The organism is Halobellus sp. H-GB7 (assembly GCF_030848585.1).
Lineage (GTDB): Archaea > Halobacteriota > Halobacteria > Halobacteriales > Haloferacaceae > Haloquadratum > Haloquadratum inordinatus.
The window spans coordinates 61,907-79,500 of sequence record NZ_JAVDDW010000002.1; the positions used below are offsets into that span (position 1 = coordinate 61,907).

Annotated in this window: 16 protein-coding genes; 8 read left to right on the forward strand and 8 right to left on the reverse strand. The window is 63.9% G+C overall.

What is annotated here, in order from left to right; all coding sequences use genetic code 11:
• Positions 1 to 219: 219 nt before the first annotated feature.
• From RBH22_RS05270 to RBH22_RS05280, 3 genes are all read left to right on the forward strand, one after another.
• Positions 220 to 2,139, forward strand: coding sequence for a beta-CASP ribonuclease aCPSF1 (locus tag RBH22_RS05270; RefSeq protein ID WP_306676768.1), 1,920 nt, complete (start codon positions 220 to 222; stop codon positions 2,137 to 2,139).
• Between the two features lie 71 nt (positions 2,140 to 2,210).
• Entirely contained in the window at positions 2,211 to 2,597 is a 387-nt protein-coding gene (locus tag RBH22_RS05275) for a methylglyoxal synthase (RefSeq protein WP_256289784.1), read from the forward strand.
• Between the two features lie 115 nt (positions 2,598 to 2,712).
• Positions 2,713 to 3,213: a hypothetical protein gene (locus tag RBH22_RS05280; RefSeq protein ID WP_256289785.1), complete on the forward strand. Its 501-nt coding sequence runs from the start codon at positions 2,713 to 2,715 to the stop codon at positions 3,211 to 3,213.
• A gap of 51 nt (positions 3,214 to 3,264) precedes the next feature.
• Here the strand turns inward: RBH22_RS05280 and nth are convergent, their stop codons facing one another.
• Both nth and RBH22_RS05290 read right to left on the reverse strand, forming a co-directional pair.
• The gene (gene nth, locus RBH22_RS05285; protein ID WP_256545166.1) at positions 3,265 to 4,071 is read right to left on the reverse strand and encodes an endonuclease III; all 807 of its coding nucleotides are present in this window, start codon (positions 4,069 to 4,071) and stop codon (positions 3,265 to 3,267) included.
• Between the two features lie 83 nt (positions 4,072 to 4,154).
• On the reverse strand, positions 4,155 to 4,601 hold the full coding sequence (locus tag RBH22_RS05290) for a DUF371 domain-containing protein (protein ID WP_306676769.1): 447 nt from the start codon (positions 4,599 to 4,601) through the stop codon (positions 4,155 to 4,157).
• 330 nt (positions 4,602 to 4,931) lie between these two features.
• On the opposite strand from RBH22_RS05290, the gene RBH22_RS05295 reads away from it, so the two are divergent.
• Entirely contained in the window at positions 4,932 to 5,855 is a 924-nt protein-coding gene (locus RBH22_RS05295) for a phosphoserine phosphatase (protein WP_121570625.1), read from the forward strand.
• Positions 5,856 to 6,011: 156 nt separating this feature from the next.
• Here the strand turns inward: RBH22_RS05295 and RBH22_RS05300 are convergent, their stop codons facing one another.
• Positions 6,012 to 6,749 carry an SDR family oxidoreductase gene (locus RBH22_RS05300; RefSeq protein ID WP_256546628.1) on the reverse strand — a complete coding sequence of 246 codons (738 nt, stop codon included), beginning with the start codon at positions 6,747 to 6,749 and terminating at the stop codon, positions 6,012 to 6,014.
• 176 nt (positions 6,750 to 6,925) lie between these two features.
• Between RBH22_RS05300 and RBH22_RS05305 the strand changes: the two genes are divergently transcribed.
• Positions 6,926 to 8,032 carry a DUF373 family protein gene (locus RBH22_RS05305; RefSeq protein ID WP_256289788.1) on the forward strand — a complete coding sequence of 369 codons (1,107 nt, stop codon included), beginning with the start codon at positions 6,926 to 6,928 and terminating at the stop codon, positions 8,030 to 8,032.
• Between the two features lie 48 nt (positions 8,033 to 8,080).
• On the forward strand, positions 8,081 to 8,470 hold the full coding sequence (locus RBH22_RS05310; protein WP_256289789.1) for a DUF2237 domain-containing protein: 390 nt from the start codon (positions 8,081 to 8,083) through the stop codon (positions 8,468 to 8,470).
• A 243-nt stretch (positions 8,471 to 8,713) separates the two neighbouring features.
• Here RBH22_RS05310 and RBH22_RS05315 read toward each other — a convergent pair whose 3' ends face one another.
• The 3 genes from RBH22_RS05315 to RBH22_RS05325 form a co-directional block, all read right to left on the reverse strand.
• Positions 8,714 to 8,908 carry a hypothetical protein gene (locus RBH22_RS05315; protein ID WP_306676770.1) on the reverse strand — a complete coding sequence of 65 codons (195 nt, stop codon included), beginning with the start codon at positions 8,906 to 8,908 and terminating at the stop codon, positions 8,714 to 8,716.
• Between the two features lie 144 nt (positions 8,909 to 9,052).
• Positions 9,053 to 9,835, reverse strand: coding sequence for an aldo/keto reductase (locus tag RBH22_RS05320; RefSeq protein WP_306676972.1), 783 nt, complete (start codon positions 9,833 to 9,835; stop codon positions 9,053 to 9,055).
• A gap of 94 nt (positions 9,836 to 9,929) precedes the next feature.
• Positions 9,930 to 11,165 (reverse strand): digeranylgeranylglycerophospholipid reductase, encoded by a 1,236-nt coding sequence (locus RBH22_RS05325; protein WP_306676771.1) that lies wholly within the window; start codon positions 11,163 to 11,165, stop codon positions 9,930 to 9,932.
• Between the two features lie 592 nt (positions 11,166 to 11,757).
• Here RBH22_RS05325 and RBH22_RS05330 point away from each other — a divergent pair.
• Positions 11,758 to 13,887, forward strand: a complete 2,130-nt coding sequence (locus RBH22_RS05330; RefSeq protein ID WP_306676772.1) for a methyl-accepting chemotaxis protein — start codon at positions 11,758 to 11,760, stop codon at positions 13,885 to 13,887.
• Positions 13,888 to 13,946: 59 nt separating this feature from the next.
• Here RBH22_RS05330 and RBH22_RS05335 read toward each other — a convergent pair whose 3' ends face one another.
• Positions 13,947 to 14,810, reverse strand: coding sequence for a 2-oxoacid:ferredoxin oxidoreductase subunit beta (locus tag RBH22_RS05335; protein ID WP_256289792.1), 864 nt, complete (start codon positions 14,808 to 14,810; stop codon positions 13,947 to 13,949).
• Positions 14,807 to 16,561, reverse strand: a complete 1,755-nt coding sequence (locus RBH22_RS05340) for a 2-oxoacid:acceptor oxidoreductase subunit alpha (protein ID WP_256289793.1) — start codon at positions 16,559 to 16,561, stop codon at positions 14,807 to 14,809. The genes RBH22_RS05335 and RBH22_RS05340 overlap by 4 nt, the downstream gene beginning before the upstream one ends.
• A 378-nt stretch (positions 16,562 to 16,939) precedes the next feature.
• Between RBH22_RS05340 and RBH22_RS05345 the strand changes: the two genes are divergently transcribed.
• The gene (locus RBH22_RS05345; protein ID WP_256545173.1) at positions 16,940 to 17,578 is read left to right on the forward strand and encodes an FAD-dependent oxidoreductase; all 639 of its coding nucleotides are present in this window, start codon (positions 16,940 to 16,942) and stop codon (positions 17,576 to 17,578) included.
• The last annotated feature ends 16 nt before the right edge of the window (positions 17,579 to 17,594 follow it).

Here is a 17,594-nt window from a genome sequence, read left to right on the forward strand (position 1 = left end):
TATACGCCGGCCGAAGTATTCTGGATTAAGCGGGTTCTCCCTGCCTCTTCGCAGCTAGAACCGCAGAGATTGCCGTTCACAACGTCGTCCTATGCTCTCTCACGCGACATCGTCGCATCCCCGCATCGACGGAGTGTTCGCACTGCCGGTTCCGCTTCAGGAGAAGGGTACCCCGATCAATCGTCCGTCCGTGACGATCCCGACGGAACGCTCTCAGTTATGAGTTCAGTAGATACGCAACTCGAGGAGTTGAAAGCAGAGATCACAGCGGAACTGCCGGCCGACATCTCGGTGTCGGACGTCACCTACGAGGGTCCGGAGCTGGTCATCTACACGCGCGATCCGAAGCGGTTCGCCCAGAACGGTGACCTCGTCCGTGACCTCGCCGGCAAACTCCGCAAGCGCATCACCGTTCGCCCCGATCCGGCGGCGCTCTCGCCGCCCGATCAGGCCCGCGACCGGATCCTCGAGGTCATCCCCGAGGAAGCCGGCGTCACCGACCTCGACTTCCACGAGGACACCGGGGAGGTCGTCATCGAAGCCGAAAAGCCCGGGATGGTCATCGGCCGCCACGGCGCGACGCTGCGCGAAATCACCCAGGAGGTCGGCTGGACCCCCGAGGTCGTTCGGACGCCGCCGATCGAGTCCTCGACGGTGTCGAACGTCCGAAACTTCCTCAAACAGGAGCGCGACGACCGCCGACAGATCCTCGAACGCGTCGGCCGACAGATCCACCGCGAGGAGCTCGCAGACGAACAGTGGGTCCGCATCACGACGCTCGGTTGCTGCCGCGAGGTCGGCCGCGCCTCGTTCATTCTCTCGACGGCCGAGACGCGCATCCTCATCGACTGCGGTGACAAGCCCGGCTCCGACGACGTCCCGTATCTGCAGGTGCCCGAGGCGCTCGGTGCGGGCGCGAACTCGCTCGACGCGGTCGTGCTGACGCACGCCCACCTCGACCACTCGGCGCTCGTCCCGCTCCTGTATAAGTACGGCTACGACGGGCCGATCTACACGACCGAGCCGACTCGGGATCTGATGGGTCTGCTCCAACTGGACTACCTCGACGTCGCCGCCAAGGAGGGCCGAACGCCGCCCTACGAGTCCGAGATGGTCCGCGAGGCGATCAAACACACCATCCCGATCGAGTACGGCGACGTCACCGACATCGCACCGGACGTGAAACTCACGTTCCACAACGCCGGGCACATCCTCGGGTCTGCGGTCTCGCACTTCCACATCGGCGACGGCCTCTACAACGTCGCGTTCTCCGGCGACATCCACTACGAGGACACCCGCCTGTTCAACGGCGCCGTCAACGACTTCCCGCGCGTGGAGACGCTCGTGTTGGAGTCGACCTACGGCGGCCGCGACGACTACCAGACCGACCAGGAAGATTCCGAACGCGAACTGCTCGACGTCATCAACGAGACGTACGACCGCGGCGGCAAGGTCGTCATCCCGGCGTTCGCCGTCGGGCGCTCTCAGGAGTTGATGCTCGTCCTCGAAGAGGCGATGCGGACCGGCAAGATCCCGAGTATGCCCGTCCACCTCGACGGGATGATCTGGGAGGCGACCGCGATCCACACGACCTACCCCGAGTACCTCCGCGACGACCTCCGGGACCGGATCTTCCACGAGGACGAGAACCCCTTCCTCGCCGACGAGTTCAACCACATCGACGGCGGCGACGACGAGCGCCAGGACGTCGCCGACGGCGATCAGGCGATCATCCTCTCTACGTCGGGGATGGTCACCGGCGGCCCGATTATGTCCTGGCTCAAGCACATCGGCCCCGAGCCGGACTCCCGCCTCGTCTTCGTCGGCTACCAGGCGCAAGGGACGCTCGGCCGCCGTATCCAGAACGGCTGGGACGAGATCCCGATCGGCGGGGACCGCGTCGGGCGCTCGGAGACGCTGAAACTGGAAATGGACGTCGAGACGGTCGACGGCTTCTCTGGGCACGCCGACCGACAGGGCCTCGAAAACTTCGTGAAGACGATGAACCCCCGTCCCGAGAAGATCCTCTGTGTCCACGGCGACGAGCGCTCCGTCCAGGACCTCTCGTCGGGACTGTACCACGACTACCACCTGCGGACGTTCGCGCCGAAGAACCTCGAAACGTTCCGATTCCTGTAGGCCCCACAGCGCTTTTCGCGTCGATTCGACCCCGTGCGAATCTTATTATCACCTGCCCGCGGAACGGTCGTATGCGCCTCGCGCTGATCGCTCACGACGAGAAGAAGCCAGACATCATCTCCTTCGCTCGAAGCCGGCTCGACGACCTCGAACGGTTCGACCTGATCGCCACGGGCACCACGGGCAAACGCCTCCGAGAGGCGACGGGGCTCGACATCGAGCGGAAGCAGTCCGGGCCGCTCGGCGGCGATATGCAGATCGGCGCGGAGATCGCCGACGAGAACTGCGACGGTGTCGTCTTCCTTCGTGATCCACTGACCGCACAGCCACACGAGCCAGACATCACCGCACTCTTGCGGATCTGCGACGTGCACGAGATCCCACTGGCGACGAACCTCGCGAGCGCTGACGCCGTCCTCGACGAACTCGTCCGCGGCCTGGACGGCGAGTCGTCGTAGGCGACCTGCCCTCCCGATTTTCGGGGTCCGGTCCGCGGCTGTCACTCAACTGTAGAATCTCAACGCTGAGAACTGCGCCCCGAGACTTAATCCCGAGAGCGATCAAGCGTTCGCTATGCCTCTTTCCCGAACGCCCGACCCGTTCTCTGTCCGGTCGTTTGCACTCTTTGCGACGTTCCTCGTCGTCGGTTCACTCCTGGTCGCGGCGGCACCTGTCGCAGCACAATCGAGCGGCGGCGATGGTTCCACTGCGGGCGGTACCGACACGAACGAGCGCCGCTGCTTCCCGGATGGCGGTCACGACCTCACGATCGGCGACGGCAACCCGCACATCAACGTGACTGTTCACACGTCGCTGTTCACGAATCCCGCGCCGCCGAGCGCGCTCGGACTGGCGGCCGAGGGCGTCGCGGTCGGCTCGGAGATCATCGAACTCAGAACCGGCGTCGTCTTCGAGGGCGATCCGGAGACTGTCTCGGCGAGCGGCGTCTGGGACTCGTTCGTGATCCTCTTCGACTACCGTTTCTCGCTGCCGATGTTCTCTGATTCGATCGACGATTCCACGTACGAACCGAGCGACGGCCCGGTTTCGGGCGTCGATACGCGCGATTGTTGAACCGACCACGGACTGCTCGGATCTCCGTTTCAGTCTCCGTCCCCGTCTCCACTATTCGCCGCCGGCGGCTGCGGGATCGACGACCGACTCGGCGACTTCGTCGACGCCGACCCGGTCACAGAGATCGTACAGCGGACACGCCTCGGGACCGTCCAGACAGGCTGGCTTGCGTGCGCTGCAGTACTCGCGGCCGAACTGGATCATCGCGGTGTGTCCGAAGCCGCACTTTTCGGGCGGCACGTCGGCCTCGAGACGTTCCCTGACGGTTTCGTGGTCGGCGTCGGCCGGGGCCAACCCCATCCGCCGCGCGATTCGGTGGACGTGAGTGTCGACGGGGAAAACGCCGTCGCGCCCGCCCGCGAACAGGAGCACGCAGTCGGCGGTCTTCGGACCGACGCCGTGGATGTCCAACAGTGACTCGCGCACGTCGCTCGGCCGTTCCTCCCGGACGAACGCGTCGAAGCCGCCCGCACCACCGTACTCCTCGCAGATGCGCTCTGCCGCGCCGATGATCATCTCCGACTTTTGATTGTACAGCCCGGCCGAGGAGATGGTCTCGGCGAGCTGGGATTGTTCTGCCTTGGCGAGCGCGGCCGCGAGGTCGCTGTCGTCGCCCCCGTAGCGTTCCATCAGCGCGTCGTGGGCGGGTTGGCTCGCGACGTCGCTCGTGTTCTGTGAGAGAATCGTCCGGACGAGCGACTCGAAGGCGTCCTTTCCCCCGTAGGTCTTCTGCCAGTAGCGCCGACCGAGTTCGTCGACGACTGCCTCCGCGCGCGTGCCGGCCTCGCCGGTCTCGAACACTGCGGCCGCGCTCCCGTCTGCGCCGCCGCTGATGTTCTCCTGCGGTTCCTCGGGCATACTCCGAGGTTCGGCGGCGCGTGAAAAAAGTCGTCGGCCGATCCCCCGTCGGGAACCGTCCACGACGACTCGGTACAGCGACGTCAGTCCTGATCGCGTTCGACGACGAGTTCGAATCGGACGTCTGCCCCCGCCGCGAGCGCGTCGACGAGTTCTCGATCTAAGTCTGCGGCGGCGGCGTCGGCGCCGACGAGAATCGTCCGGTCGTCGACGTAGTCGCTCGTGCGCCCGACGTGACTCCGCTCGTTCTCGAAGACGAGGTCCGGGTGCCCGCGTCCCTCCACAGTTTCCGTGTAGGTGTCGCCCTCGTCGGTCGTCACCGTGAGTGTGGCCATAATCGTTGCCTCGGGATCGCGGCAGGCCTCGACGAAAGCGTCGTCGAAGTCGGCCGGGACGCGGTCCGCCTCGACGGCGAGGATGCAGTCGCCGGCGGGAGTGAGCCAGTCGTCGCTGGTCACCTCGAACGTACTGCTGTGCTCGGCTGTCACGTTCTCGTGTCCGCGTGCGTGGACGACTTCTCGCTCTCGCATACGCGGCCTTCGGCGACCCCTCCGTAAGTCTCGCTCGGTCGGCGACTCGCCGCGCACTGTGTGACACAGTACCACCTTGATTTATATACTCATACTGGGTACTGGGAACGACTCACACGGCGCACAGACGGGGTGTGACAGGCGTTTTCAGCCGTCGCGACCACCGGCAGATTTATATGTAGTAGACGACAAGAAGTAGATACCAGAACGCCTCCGGCGTTCCGGCGGCACAGCACGCAGAATGATCGGGAATTCTTATCCACGGTCGGCAGCGCTCGAAGAGCGGCCGCCACGGTCCGGAGCGGTGATGGTATCGAGGTTTGATTACGCATGGTGACGCAGCAAGACGTTCTTCAGGACTACGACGTACAGGAACTCAAAGATTCGGACAATATCGAGCTTACAGACGACAAGCTCGAAAACGGCTCCAAAGGTCAGCTCATCAAGGTCGCTGGCCAGCTCCGAGACCGACGAAACGAGCTCAACCAGATGGCCTCCGAGCGCGCATCCAAGCGCGACGACCTGAACGCGAAGACGCGTGAGAAGGTCGACGAGGCTCAGGAACACCGCGAGAAGCGCGACGAGCTCAACGAGCAGGTCCAAGAGCACAAAGAAAGCCGCAACGAGCTCAACGCGAAGGCCAACGAGCTGTTCGACAAGGTCGAGCAGATGAAAGAGGACCTCGAGCTCGACGACGGCAAGGACATCGAGGAGCTCGAAGACGAGATCGAGCAGCTCGAATTCCGCCAGCAGACCGAGGTGCTCTCGACCGAAGACGAGCGCGAACTCATCGAGAAGATCGAGGACAAGCGCGAGGAGCTCCGCCAGAAGAAGGAGAAGGTCGAGGACAGCGGTGAACTCGAAGAGCTCATCGAAGAGGCCGAAGAGGTCCGCTCGGAAGCCTCCCAGCACCACCAGAAGGTGACAGAGCTCGCCGACAAGGCCCAGGAACATCACAACCAGATGATCGAGGCCTACCGCGAGGCCGACGACATCCGTGACGAGGCCGACGCGATGCACGAGCTGTTCGTCGAAGCCCAGGAGTCCGCCGACAAGCACCACGAGGACTTCGTCCGCGTCCAAAAGCGCCTCCGCGAGCTCGACAAGCAGGAAGAGCAGGAGCGCGAGGACGAGCGTGCCGAGGAGCGCGAGGCCGCCAAGGAAGAAGCCGAGGAGATCTACCAGAAGTTCAAGGAAGGCGAGACCCTCGACACCGAGGACCTGATGAAGCTCCAGAAGACGGGGCTGCTCTAAACGCCGGCGACCCCCGGACCCGACCGGTTCGGAATTCTTCGATCTATGCCGCGGTTTTCGTTTTCACCTTTTCGACGGGCCCCGTGAGCGTGACGTGTCTCGATCGGCGCCGACACACTCTGAGACGACCTGCCGTCGCTCTGTCTCCCGAGGCCTTCAGCCCAGTTCCATGTCTTCGAGTTTGTCTTTTCTGTACAGATCCAGTTCGGCCACGGTGTTCCGATTCGACTGACTCAGCGCATAGATCACCGCGTCCGCGACGTCCCCTGGCTCCGTGACCTCCCCTTCCTCAAACGCGTCCTCGAAGGCGGTCCCCTCTTGGCTGTTGAAGTTGGTGCGAACCTCGGATGGATTGATCACCGTCACGCCGATGTCCTCGTCGCCGATCTGTGCGGAGAGCGATAGGGCGAACCCCCGCGTCCACCACTTCGAGGCCGCGTACACGGGCGACGTTCCGCGCGGGTATTTCCCGGCGATGCTCCCCGTGAACACGATGGTGCCGCTGCTCTCTCGCAGGTGGGGGATCGCTGCGCGCGCGGTGTAGAACATCCCATCGCAGTTCACACCCATCATCGTTTTGTAGTGGTCAGTCGGCATCGACTCGACGTCCCCACTCAGCGCGAGGCCGGCGTTGCTCACGACCGCGTCGAGGCGACCGAACTCGTCGACGACCGCCTGTATCATCGCCTCTACCTGTGACTCCTCGGTCACGTCGGTCGGGATCGCGATCGCCTCCGCTTCAGTCTCGGTCTCGATGTCGTCGACGATACGCTGCAGTTCGTCTTCCGATCGGGACGCCAGCGCGACGCTGTGTCCGTTCTCGGCGAGCGCACTCGCCGTTGCCCGCCCGATTCCTGAACTAGCACCAGTCACCAGCGTGACCTTCTCGCCCATCTGTTGTCTCACCAGCACAGACAGACGCACCCACCCCTGAAAAAGGGTGACGTGGGCGGTCGCCGAACGCCGTTCGCGCGGCGACGACGTGCAAACGCTCCGCTCGTGCCCCACGCACGTTCACTTCTGCTCGGCTGACCGGGAGTAATTTAACTGAGTGATACCTTCTCACGACCGTGACCACGCTCGTCCTTTGTGTCGACCGGTCCAACGACATCGGCCGAACGGCGGGGCTGGAACTCCCGATTGTCGGATGGGAGTCCGTCCAGTCCCTCGTCACCGACGTCGGACTGGCCGATCCGGAGGATTCGAGCGTCAACTGCCTGTTGGAAGCGCTTCGCGTCGCTCGCGACCTCGGCGACGAGCGCGAGGAGGCGGTCGTGGCGGTCGTCTCCGGCGGCGGAGACTCGCTGGTCGGGGCGGACCGATCCCTATCGGCTCAGGTCGACGCCCTCGTCGAGGAGTACGACCCGGAGTCGGCGGTCGTCGTCCTCGATTCCGCGAACGACGAGCGGGTCGTGCCCGTCGTCGAGAGTCGGGTCCGCATCGACTCGGTCGACCGCGTCGTCGTCCGGCAGGCTCACGACATCGAGTCGACGTACTACCTGCTCAAACAGTTCCTGGCCGACGAAGAACTCAGAACGACCGTTCTCGTGCCGCTCGGCGCGACGCTTCTGTTTATGCCGATCCTGTTGACGCAGTTCGCGCCGACGGTCGCCCTCGCGGGCCTCGCGGCGCTTCTGGGCGCCGTCCTGCTGTACAAGGGTCTCGCGATCGACGAGTACCTCGCGGAGATCCCAGAGCGGGTGCGCGCCGCGTTGTACTCCGGCCGGGTGTCGGTCGTCACCTACGCGGTCAGCCTCGGGTTGGGGCTCGTCGGCATCTTCCTCGGTGCGCTCTCGGTGACTCCGCAGTTCGGTCCCGAGTCGATCGTCCTCCGGACGATGCAGTTCACCTACAGCGCCGTCCCGTGGCTCGCGCTCGCGGCGCTCACCGCGAGCGCCGGACGGTTGCTCGACGAACTCATCGGGGCCGACGCCGTCAGCACCCCCTACCTGAACCTCCCGTTCGGGGTCGTCGCGCTCGGCTTGGTCGTCCGCGGCTTCGCCGGCTGGTTCCTCCAGCGCGAGGCCGTCCTCGCGGACCCACAGATTCTCGGGTACGTCGTGACGCCACAGCAACGGCTCGCGGGCTTCATCGTCGCCGGGATCGTCATCAGCATCGTCGGCGTCCGGGTCGCGGCGAGTATGAGCGGCGAGGGATTCGACGACGTGGCGCAGTGAGTTTCGCACCAGCCGGGAGCTTTTATTCACACGATCCAATCTGTCGATATGTCCGAACGGAACGTCCGCGGCGGCGAACTCGCCACCTGTAGCGCCGATCCGACGACCGGCTTCGAGCGCGACGGCTGCTGTGGAACGCATCCCGACGACCGGGGACGACACGAACTCTGTGCGGTGATGACAGACGAATTTCTGAGGTTCAGCAAAGAGCAGGGCAACGATCTCGTGACGCCGCGGCCCGAGTTCCAGTTCCCCGGGCTCGAACCGGGCGACCGCTGGTGTCTCTGTCTCGGCCGGTGGCTCGAAGCGCTCGAAGCCACGCGGACCGAGCGCCTCCCGGAGACGACCGTACCGCCCGTCGTTCTCGAAGCGACGAACGAGGCCGTGTTAGATTCCGTCGAACTGGAGACGCTCGAAGCCCACGCGTACGAGACGTGAGACGCATCTATCGTCGGGGTTGCCACTGATTCCGCACCCGATCACACGCTGTCGGGCGATCGGGTGAGCGAAGGCTTGCAAATGCTACTGTAAGACGAAAACCGTGTGGTCGCGGGGGTGCAGTCGCGGGAGTGCAGTCGCGGAACCGGGTCGTCGCGTCACTGCCGCCCGGTCCGCCTCGCTGTACGCTTCGGCCCGCTATCCGGCGGGCGAACCGTTCTCCGAGGGCCGTCGGACGCCGAATTAGGACGCGCGAGCGCGGTACTCGCCGTGTTTGACGCCGACCGCGACGCAGATGATTCCGAAAACGAGCATCGCGGGCGTCACCATCATCAATACCGTGCTCGTGGCCATCACGCCCGCGGCACTGAGAACTGCCGTCCCGGCGACGATCAGCGCCAGAAGAACGCCGGCCGTCGTGGTCAGGTTGAATTCCATACGGATGGGCGTTAGCACCCGTGCGACAAATGGGTTGCTGCCGTTCGCGTCCACCGAGAACGAACGTGGCGTCGAACTGTCGACGACGCTGAACGTCGGCACCGACAGCGAGCCGCGTGACGCCGTCTTAGACCGCGCGTCGGTTCACCAGGGCGCGAAGTCGGGGTCGATACGGCGGTCCGTCCGCTCGATCGCGTCGATCTTCGCGACGTCCTCGTCGTCGAGAGCGAGACCGAGTGACTCCCAGTTGTCGAGGATGTGTGCCTCGCTCGTCGCTTTCGGGATGGCTGTGACGCCCTTCTCGCGGAGCCACGCGAGCGACACCTGCGCCTCGCTGGCGTCGTGTTTCTCGGCGATTTCGGTCAGTTCGGGTACGTTGAAGACCTCTCCGCGGGCGAGCGGCGAGTACGCCACGACTTCGACGTCGCGCTCTGCGCAGTGCTCGCGGAGTTCCTCCTGGGGCAACAGCGGGTGCAGTTCGACCTGGTTCGCGAAGATCGGCGCGTCGGTTCGCTCGATCGCCTCGTCGATGTGTTCGGGCTCGAAGTTGCTGACGCCGATGCGTTCGACCTTCCCCTCGTCGACGAGTTCGTCGAAGGCCCGAAGCGTGCCTTCGGAGTCGTACTCGCGGGACGGCCAGTGGACGTACAGGAGGTCGACGTAGTCGACGCCGAGCCGATCGAGACTCTCTTCGGTCGTGGCGAGGACGTCGTCGTACGCGAGGTTGTCGATCCACACCTTCGTCGCGAGGAAGACGTCCTCGCGGGGGACGTCGGCTGCGGCGATCCCGCGCCCGACGCTCTCCTCGTTGCGGTACGCCTGTGCGGTGTCGATGTGACGGTAGCCCGCTTCTAGTGCCGTCTTGACCGCGTTCTCGCACTCCTCGGGGTCGTCGTTCTGCCACGTGCCGAGTCCGAGCATCGGCATTCCGTTCGCGAGCGGTACGCGTTGCTCTTGGCGATAACTCATATCCGATGAAGGTCGCTCGGCCGATTAGATGTTTGGATATCGGACGACGAGGTCACTCGGTGAGTCGCTGTTTCGCGAACCGTGCGAGCAACGGCAGATCGTCGAGGTGGATGAGTTTCGAGAGACTGCGAATACTGCCGTCGTTTGCATCGCTGAGCGTGTCTACGCCCATCGCGTTCAGGTCGTTCATCAGGCGGTCGTACCGTTCGTTCGGGGCGAGATACAGCAGCTGGGTCATCGTCAACCGCGTCCGCATGTCCGGTGCGACGCGGGCGTGCCAGAGGGAATCGTAGATAGACATCGCGTCCGCAGACGTGTCCGTCTTCGAACCCATCAGGCAGCGGTCCGCAGTGATGGCAGCGGCCCGCGCAGATTCCATACACTTGTGGATTCCTTCGCCCCACAGCGGATCGATGGTCGGAACAGTATCGCCGATAGCCATGAATCCGTCCGTGCTGAGATCGTCCGGCATCTGGATGTGTGCACTCCCGCGGTGCTGTTGTTTGTCCGTGAGGCGCTGGGCGTCGGCGAAGCGGGGGTCGGTCTCCAACCAGTGGTGGAGGTGGTCGTCGATGCTCTTCGACGTGTCGCCGTACTCCTGGTAGCTCTCGTTTTGGATGTAACACAGGCCGACTTTCGCCGTGTCGCCGCCGGTGTGGAATATCCACGAGTAGCCGCCGGGTGCGTACTCGTGGTCGAGGCGCAGCATCATCGCGTCGGTGAGATCCGCGAACTCGGGGTGGTCGATAGCGACGCCCTCCATCTCCCACTCGATGCCGATCGCCTGATGCTTCCGCTTGAGATCGCAGACGTCGAGTTTCTTCGCGAGCGGCGCTGCTGGTCCCGTGGCGTCCACGACGATATCGCCGTACACCGTCTCGTCGCCGGCGTACTGCACCCCGACGACGGATCCGTCCTCCACGATGGGGTTGTTCACGCGTGCATCGAAGCGGTACTCGGCGCCGTGTTTTCGCCCCTCGGCGACAAGCCACCGCTTGAACTCGGCGAACTCGAGCACGGCACCGGGTTGGTTCTGAACGAAGTGCTCGCTGGGGGATTCGAGGACGACCTCGTCGGTGTAGTTCATCACGACGTCGTCGGGGATCCCGAACGCGCCCGTCATCGACGCAAAGGTTCCCGCCGTCGACTTGTTCGACTGCCTGGGGAACTGGTCTTCGGGTTCTGCCTCTAGCACGAGTACGTCGTACCCGCGCTGTGCGAGGTCTCGCGCGCACTGTGCTCCGGCCGGCCCCGCGCCGGCGATGACGACGTCGTAGTTCTCAGACATAGCGTAGTTCCGTAGTGTACGTCGGCTGCAGATACTGGTGTACTGTTGCAGTGGTCGTGCGGACACCGCGCTGGAAGTGCTGTCCCGTTCGTTCGCGTCTTCGATCGGTTAGTACGGCGTCCGCAGTCATTACTACCTCACATCGGCGCGTAAGTAAAAAACGCGCCGGAACAGTCTTGTTCCCCGTGAGACGGCGAAATCCCGCACTCGAAAGCAACACAATGCGTGTGGCGTCGCTTGCATCTCTGCCTCACCGAAGACAGTCGGAGACGAGTGACCGCATCCGGCGACGCCGAAGACGGGTCGGCGTCGAGGACCTCTGACGTCCCCGTCCCCGCAGTGAACGATCCCGCGGTTCCCCACCGACGACGATGTCGTAGGCTTCGGCCGGCATAGTTGCCCTCTTGCTCCGGGCCTCTTACGAATGAACGGTACCGGTGTCCTGTTCCTCTCTCGTTCGTTTGCGCATCACCAATAGTGGCAGATAAATGATAGGTGGCCAATAGAGTTATTTGTAGTTCTTCTCGGATTTCGCGCAGTGATAATTGCGGGCCTAGCCTCTTGGTCACACGGAAACAGCTGACCACAACGAATGATAACTTCACTTCGCCGTCTCTTCGATCGGTTGACGATCGACCGACTCGACGTCGGTCCGAAGCTCATCATCGCGTTCGTGCTCGTGGCGGCGCTCGTCGGAGTCACGGGTTTCGTCGGCTACGGAGCGGTGGGGACGGTCGACGAGGAGGCACATGTGATCGCCGAGGACGGGGAGAAGATGGACGCCGCCGCACAGCTCATCATCGCGGTCGAACAGCAGCGCGCCGCGGTCCAGTCCGCACAGCTCGAGGAATCGGGCGCACGCGAGTCGTTCCAACAGGCGAATCAACGCTTCTCGGAGGCCGCCGCTCGGTTAGAGGACACACACCTGAGCGCGAGCCAACAGGAACAGTTCAGCGAACTCCGGTCGAAACACGAGACGTATACCCAACTCGGCGAGGAGTTCTTCGCTGCGCGAGCCGCCGGAAACGCCGACGTTGCTGCCGACAGAGCGACTGAGATGGAAGCGCTTCGAACGCAGATGGAAGAGCACGCGCACACCATCGAAGCCTCGGCACAGGAAGATCTGACAGCGCAGGTCGCTGCGGCTGATCAGGTCACGCAGCGAACACAGCTCCAGATCCTCGGACTCACCGTCGCCGCGTTCGTCTTGGCCATCGCAATCGGGGTGTTCGTTGCCCGACGGATCAAACGCCCCGTCTCGCAACTCTCCGAAGCCGCCATCGCGGCCAGTGAAGGCGACCTCGACGCCGATATCGAGGACCATCCCGAGAACGACGAACTCGGTCGGATGGTCGACGCGTTTCAGACGCTCCAGGAGAATCTCCGCGGCACCGTCGACGAACTCGACTCCGTCAGTCAAAACCTCCAACAAGGCGACTTAGGGCAGGACATCGACACGTCCTATCCCGGGGTCTACGGCGATATTCTGATGCGAATCGACGATGGGACCGACCAACTCACTGGGAGTTTCAAGGAAATCAGGGACGTCAGCGACGCCCTCAGCGATGGTGACCTCGATCAGGAGATCGACACGGACCGTCCCGGTGCGTACGGTACTGTCCTCTCGAATCTCGACGAAGGAGTCGGCCAACTCCGCGCGAACGTTGGTAGCATTCAACAGATAGCCACTCAGGTGGCAGCATCGAGCGAGGAGGTTTCCAGTAGTGCCGAAGAGATCAAACAGGCGAGCGAGGAAGTTGCCGGCTCTGTCGAGGAAATCTCGGAGGGCGCCGAGAACCAAAGCGAGAGCCTTCGGGAGGTCTCCGCCGAGATGAACGATATGTCCGCGACGGTCGAGGAGATCGCCTCCTCCGCCGAGGAGGTTGCCGCGACGGCTTCGACCGCCGTCGAGCGGAGCCAGGAGGGCCAAGAGTACGCCGCAGCGGCGACAGAGGAGATCACGTCGATCGAAGAGCACGCAGACCAGGCAGCCGCTCGCGTCGACGCGCTCGACGACGAGATGGAAGAGATCGGTGAGATCACCGAACTGATCACCGACATCGCAGAGCAGACGAACCTGCTCGCACTGAACGCCTCGATCGAGGCCGCCCGGGCCGGTGAGGCGGGCGACGGTTTCGCCGTCGTCGCCGAGGAGATCAAAGGCTTAGCGCAGGAAGCAGCGCAGGCGACGAACGAAATCGAAGCCAGCATCTCGGACGTTCAAGCGATGACCGCCGAGACGACAGACGAGATGGAGGCGATGGATCAACAGGTCCAACGCGGCGCCGACACCATCGAGGACGCCATCGAGATGTTCGACGAAATCGCGGCCGCGGTCCAGCAAGCGGAGGGCGGAATCAGAGAGATCAGTACTGCCACCGACGACCAGGCCGCCTCCTCGGAGGAGGTCGTCGCAATGGCCGACGAGGTGTCGAGCGTGAGCGAAGAAACGGCCGCGGAGGCGAGCAACGTCTCGGCGGCAACCGAAGAACAGGCCGCCTCGCTGTCGGAGGCAACGGACAACATCCAACACCTGACCCAACTCGCGGAGTCCCTCCACGACCAAGTCTCGGAGTTCGAGATCGGTGACACCGCGGACATCGACCAGTCAGTCGCGTCGGAAACGGACGCCGGAACGGTCCCGGCACCAACCGGCACGGGCGGTGCGGCCGCAGCAGCGCAGCCCGATGGTGGCGACCACACGGCTGGCTTCTCCCAGTAGCGACCCACCATCCACGAGTAAGTGCCGTCGAAAAAATCAGACGCGGTAGCGCGTTCCGTTCAGTAGAACTCGCGAACGAGGTCCATCGCGCCCTCGGGCGCACCGTCGTCGATCTCGGACATGTTCTCGTCGAGACCGTGCTTCTGGTCGTACGGCACGGACGATTCGTCCTGCCAGATGACGCCTTGGTACTCCTTGTCGGCCTCGAGGATCTTCTCTTTGGCAGCGTCGTAATCCGTGCGGTCGTGGCCCTCTTCGGCGACGTCGACGAGGCTGTCGCGGAAGTAATCGTAGGTGTCGACGTCGTTGAACGTCACGCAGGGGCTGAAGACGTTGACGAAGCCGAAGCCGTCGTGCTCGATGGCCTCCTGGACGATCTCGGCGTGCCGCTGGGCGTCAGTCGAGAACGACTGCGCGATGAACGTCGCGCCCGCAGCGAGCGCGAGCGCGAGCGGGTTGACCGGGGGCTGCTGGGGGCCTTCCGGCGTCGTCGACGTCTCGAAGTCCTCGCGCGAGGTCGGCGAGGCCTGGCCCTTGGTGAGACCGTAGATGCGGTTGTCCATCACGACGTACGTCATATCGACGTTGCGTCGGACGGCGTGGACGAAGTGACCCGCGCCGATGGAGTAGCCGTCGCCGTCGCCGCCGGCGACCATCACTTCGAGATCGGGGTTGGCGAGTTTGACACCTGTGCCGACCGGGAGCGCGCGCCCGTGCACGCCGTGGAGCGCGTACGAGTGCATATACGTCCCGATCTTGCCGGAGCAGCCGATCCCGGCGACGACGAAGGTGTTGTCGGGATCGTTGCCCGTGTTCGCGAGCGCCTTCATCATCCCGTTCATCGTCCCGAAGTCGCCGCAGCCGGGACACCACGTCGGTTGCTTGTCTGATTTGAAGTCCGTGAATCGAACGTCCGAGCTCATTGGTCTGCCTCCTGTAGGGCCGCTTTGATCTCTGCTGCGAGTTCGTCGGCCTTGAATCGCACGCCGTCGTACTTGTTCACACGGTCGACCCGCGAGAGCGTGTCGTGCTCGACGATGTCCGCGAACTGGCCGGTGGCGTTACACTCGACGACGACGACGTTCTCCGCCGACTCGACTTCGTCGGTGAGGTCCGGTCGCGGGAACAGATACGGGACCGAGAGGAACCGCACGTCGACGTCCTCCTCTTCGAGGAAGTCGATTGCTTCGGTCATCGCGCCCTCGTTCGAGCCCCACGAGATGACGAGGTTCTCCGAGTCCGGGTTGCCGAACTCACGCGGCGTCCAGTCTTCTTCCTCGCGCGCGGTCTCGACCTTCCGGTTGCGCTTGTCGACCTGCTCGACGCGCATCTCGGTGTCTTCGGTCCGTCGCCCGAGCTCGTCGTGTTCGAGGCCCGTCGACATATGCGCACCCTCGGCTGTGCCGGGGAACGCGCGCGGCGAGACGCCGTCGTCGGTGATCGCGTGCGGCTGGAACTGCCCCTTCTCGTTTTGCCACTCGTCGATCGTCTCCTCGTCGACGACCTTGCCGCGCTCGATTTCGACCTCGTCCATATCGAACGCTTCCGGCGGGAACGTCTGCTCGGTCACAGCCATCGCGAGGTCCGCGGCGATGTAGACCGGCGTCTGGTACTTTTCGGCGAGGTTGAACGCCTCGACGGTCTTCCAGAAGCACTCCGAGATCGACGTCGGGCCGAGGACGAACCGCGGAATCTCGCCGTGGCCGCCGTACAGCATCATATTCAGGTCGCCCTGTTCCTGCTTGGTCGGCATCCCGGTCGAGGGACCCGAGCGCATCACGTCGACGATGACGAGCGGCGTCTCGCTCGTGGCGACGAGGCCGAACGTCTCGGCCATCAGGTCGATCCCGGGACCCGACGTCGCCGTCATCGAGCGCGCGCCCGCTCGGGCCGCGCCGAGTGCGATGTTGATCGCCGAGAGTTCGTCTTCGGCCTGCACCACGTGGCCACCGAACTGCTCGATTCGGCCCGTGAGATACTCCATCACGTCCGTCGCAGGCGTGATCGGGTAGCCGGCGTAGAACTTACAGCCCGCGGCGATCGCACCCATTCCGATGGCTTCGTCGCCGTTGAGCAGGACGTAATCGGCGTCGGTCGTTTCGAGTTCGTAGTCGAACTCGTGGTCGTACTCCTCGGCGACGTAGTCGCGACCCTTCCGGGCCGCCTCTTTGTTGTTGTCGACGAGGGCCTGACCCTTCGAGCCGAACCGTTTCTCTAAGGCGCTGTCGAGGTTCTCGATCGGGAAGTCCGACACCTCACACGCTGCACCGAGGGCGACGACGTTGCGCATAATGGCACCGCCGGCCTCCTCGGCCAGTCGCTTGAGGGGGACGTCCAGTCCGACCATCCCCTCGGGGATCTCGACATTCTCCATCGTCGTTCGGTCGCCGTCGTAAATGATGACCGAACCCTCGTGGAGTTCGTCGAGGTTTTCCTCGATCGTGCGCGGGGTCAGTGCGATGAGCACGTCGAGGCGGTCGACGACACTTTGCACGGGGTCCACGGCGGTCCGCACCTTGTACGCCGTGTAGCCGCCACGGATCCGGGACGCGAAGTCCTTCGACGTGAATACGTGTCGCCCGGCCCGGGAAAGTGCCTGGGCGAAGATTTTCCCCGTCGAGTCGATGCCATCGCCGGCTTCGCCGCCGATGGCCCAGTTGAAGTCCGCAGGCATGTGGCTAAGGGGTTCCCTTGGATCTAAGAAAAGCCTTCTGAAAAGCATTGAAAAAAGGGGCGATTTGCTAGCCCAGAAAGTTTACGAACAAACGAGTATACTCCGAATATCGAACATATTGAGAAGCGAGTAGCAAATATTGCGCGAGTAACTGACCGTTCGTCCACAAGCAATTTCGAACGCGTGACTGGGAAGGGGTGGACCGACCGATCGGGAGTTCTGGAGCTTTCATACTATCGGACAGAAGTTCGTGAATGATGTTGGCACCCACGGGGTGCCGATACGCTTCACACAGTTCTGTCCGACAGTATCAATCGGGGTGTGCTCTATCGACGCCGGAAGGCAAAGTCCTTCTCACCGGACGAAAAACGTGAGCGTATGGACGCGACAGTCGCCGTCGGCGCCGTCCGAGACGTCGGACCGCAGACGGTTGCACTCGAGTTGGAGTCGCCGGACGGATTCGACGCCGAGCCTGGACAGTTCATCAAACTCGCCGCCACTGTCGAGGGCGAGGAGTACGCGCGCTTCTATACGCTCTCCTCGCCGGGCGTCGACGACACCTTCGAGGTCACCGTCGGCGTCGATCCCGAGGAGGCCGGCCCGTTCAGCCAGTTCCTGCTCGACCTCGAAGCGGGAGACGAACTCGATATCTCCGGGCCGTTCGGACAGAGCTACTACGAAGGGGAGGCACGCGTCGTCGTTCTCGCGGGGGGACCGGGTGTCGGCCCTGCGGTTGGCATCGCCGAAGCCGCCGTCGACGACGGCAACGAGGCCGCGATCGTATACCAGACTGACACGCCCGCGCACGAGAGCCGCCTCGACGCGCTCCGGGAGGCGGGCGCGTCTGTCGTCGTCGTCGACGGCGCGATCGACGAGGAGGTCGCCGCCGCAGTGACCGGCGCCGACGACGAGCAGGTGTTCGTCTACGGCTTCGCGGCGTTCGTCGAGGACGCCACGGCCGCGCTCGACGTCGCCGGCGTCGATCCCGACGACGCGAAAGTCGAAAACTTCGGCTGAGGACAGTCATACTGTC

What these genes read in the sequence shown, in the direction of transcription:
- RBH22_RS05335 (WP_256289792.1), bottom strand. Translation starts at nt 14,810, where the DNA reads ATGAGCTCGGACGTTCGATTCACGGACTTCAAATCAGACAAGCAACCG.
- nth (WP_256545166.1), bottom strand. Translation starts at nt 4,071, where the DNA reads ATGCCCGAGGAACCGCAGGAGAACATCAGCGGCGGCGCAGACGGGAGC.
- RBH22_RS05320 (WP_306676972.1), bottom strand. Translation starts at nt 9,835, where the DNA reads ATGCCGATGCTCGGACTCGGCACGTGGCAGAACGACGACCCCGAGGAG.
- RBH22_RS05270 (WP_306676768.1), top strand. Translation starts at nt 220, where the DNA reads ATGAGTTCAGTAGATACGCAACTCGAGGAGTTGAAAGCAGAGATCACA.
- RBH22_RS05280 (WP_256289785.1), top strand. Translation starts at nt 2,713, where the DNA reads ATGCCTCTTTCCCGAACGCCCGACCCGTTCTCTGTCCGGTCGTTTGCA.
- RBH22_RS05330 (WP_306676772.1), top strand. Translation starts at nt 11,758, where the DNA reads ATGATAACTTCACTTCGCCGTCTCTTCGATCGGTTGACGATCGACCGA.
- RBH22_RS05310 (WP_256289789.1), top strand. Translation starts at nt 8,081, where the DNA reads ATGTCCGAACGGAACGTCCGCGGCGGCGAACTCGCCACCTGTAGCGCC.
- RBH22_RS05290 (WP_306676769.1), bottom strand. Translation starts at nt 4,601, where the DNA reads ATGCGAGAGCGAGAAGTCGTCCACGCACGCGGACACGAGAACGTGACA.
- RBH22_RS05295 (WP_121570625.1), top strand. Translation starts at nt 4,932, where the DNA reads ATGGTGACGCAGCAAGACGTTCTTCAGGACTACGACGTACAGGAACTC.
- RBH22_RS05315 (WP_306676770.1), bottom strand. Translation starts at nt 8,908, where the DNA reads ATGGAATTCAACCTGACCACGACGGCCGGCGTTCTTCTGGCGCTGATC.
- RBH22_RS05345 (WP_256545173.1), top strand. Translation starts at nt 16,940, where the DNA reads ATGGACGCGACAGTCGCCGTCGGCGCCGTCCGAGACGTCGGACCGCAG.
- RBH22_RS05300 (WP_256546628.1), bottom strand. Translation starts at nt 6,749, where the DNA reads ATGGGCGAGAAGGTCACGCTGGTGACTGGTGCTAGTTCAGGAATCGGG.
- RBH22_RS05325 (WP_306676771.1), bottom strand. Translation starts at nt 11,165, where the DNA reads ATGTCTGAGAACTACGACGTCGTCATCGCCGGCGCGGGGCCGGCCGGA.
- RBH22_RS05275 (WP_256289784.1), top strand. Translation starts at nt 2,211, where the DNA reads ATGCGCCTCGCGCTGATCGCTCACGACGAGAAGAAGCCAGACATCATC.
- RBH22_RS05340 (WP_256289793.1), bottom strand. Translation starts at nt 16,561, where the DNA reads ATGCCTGCGGACTTCAACTGGGCCATCGGCGGCGAAGCCGGCGATGGC.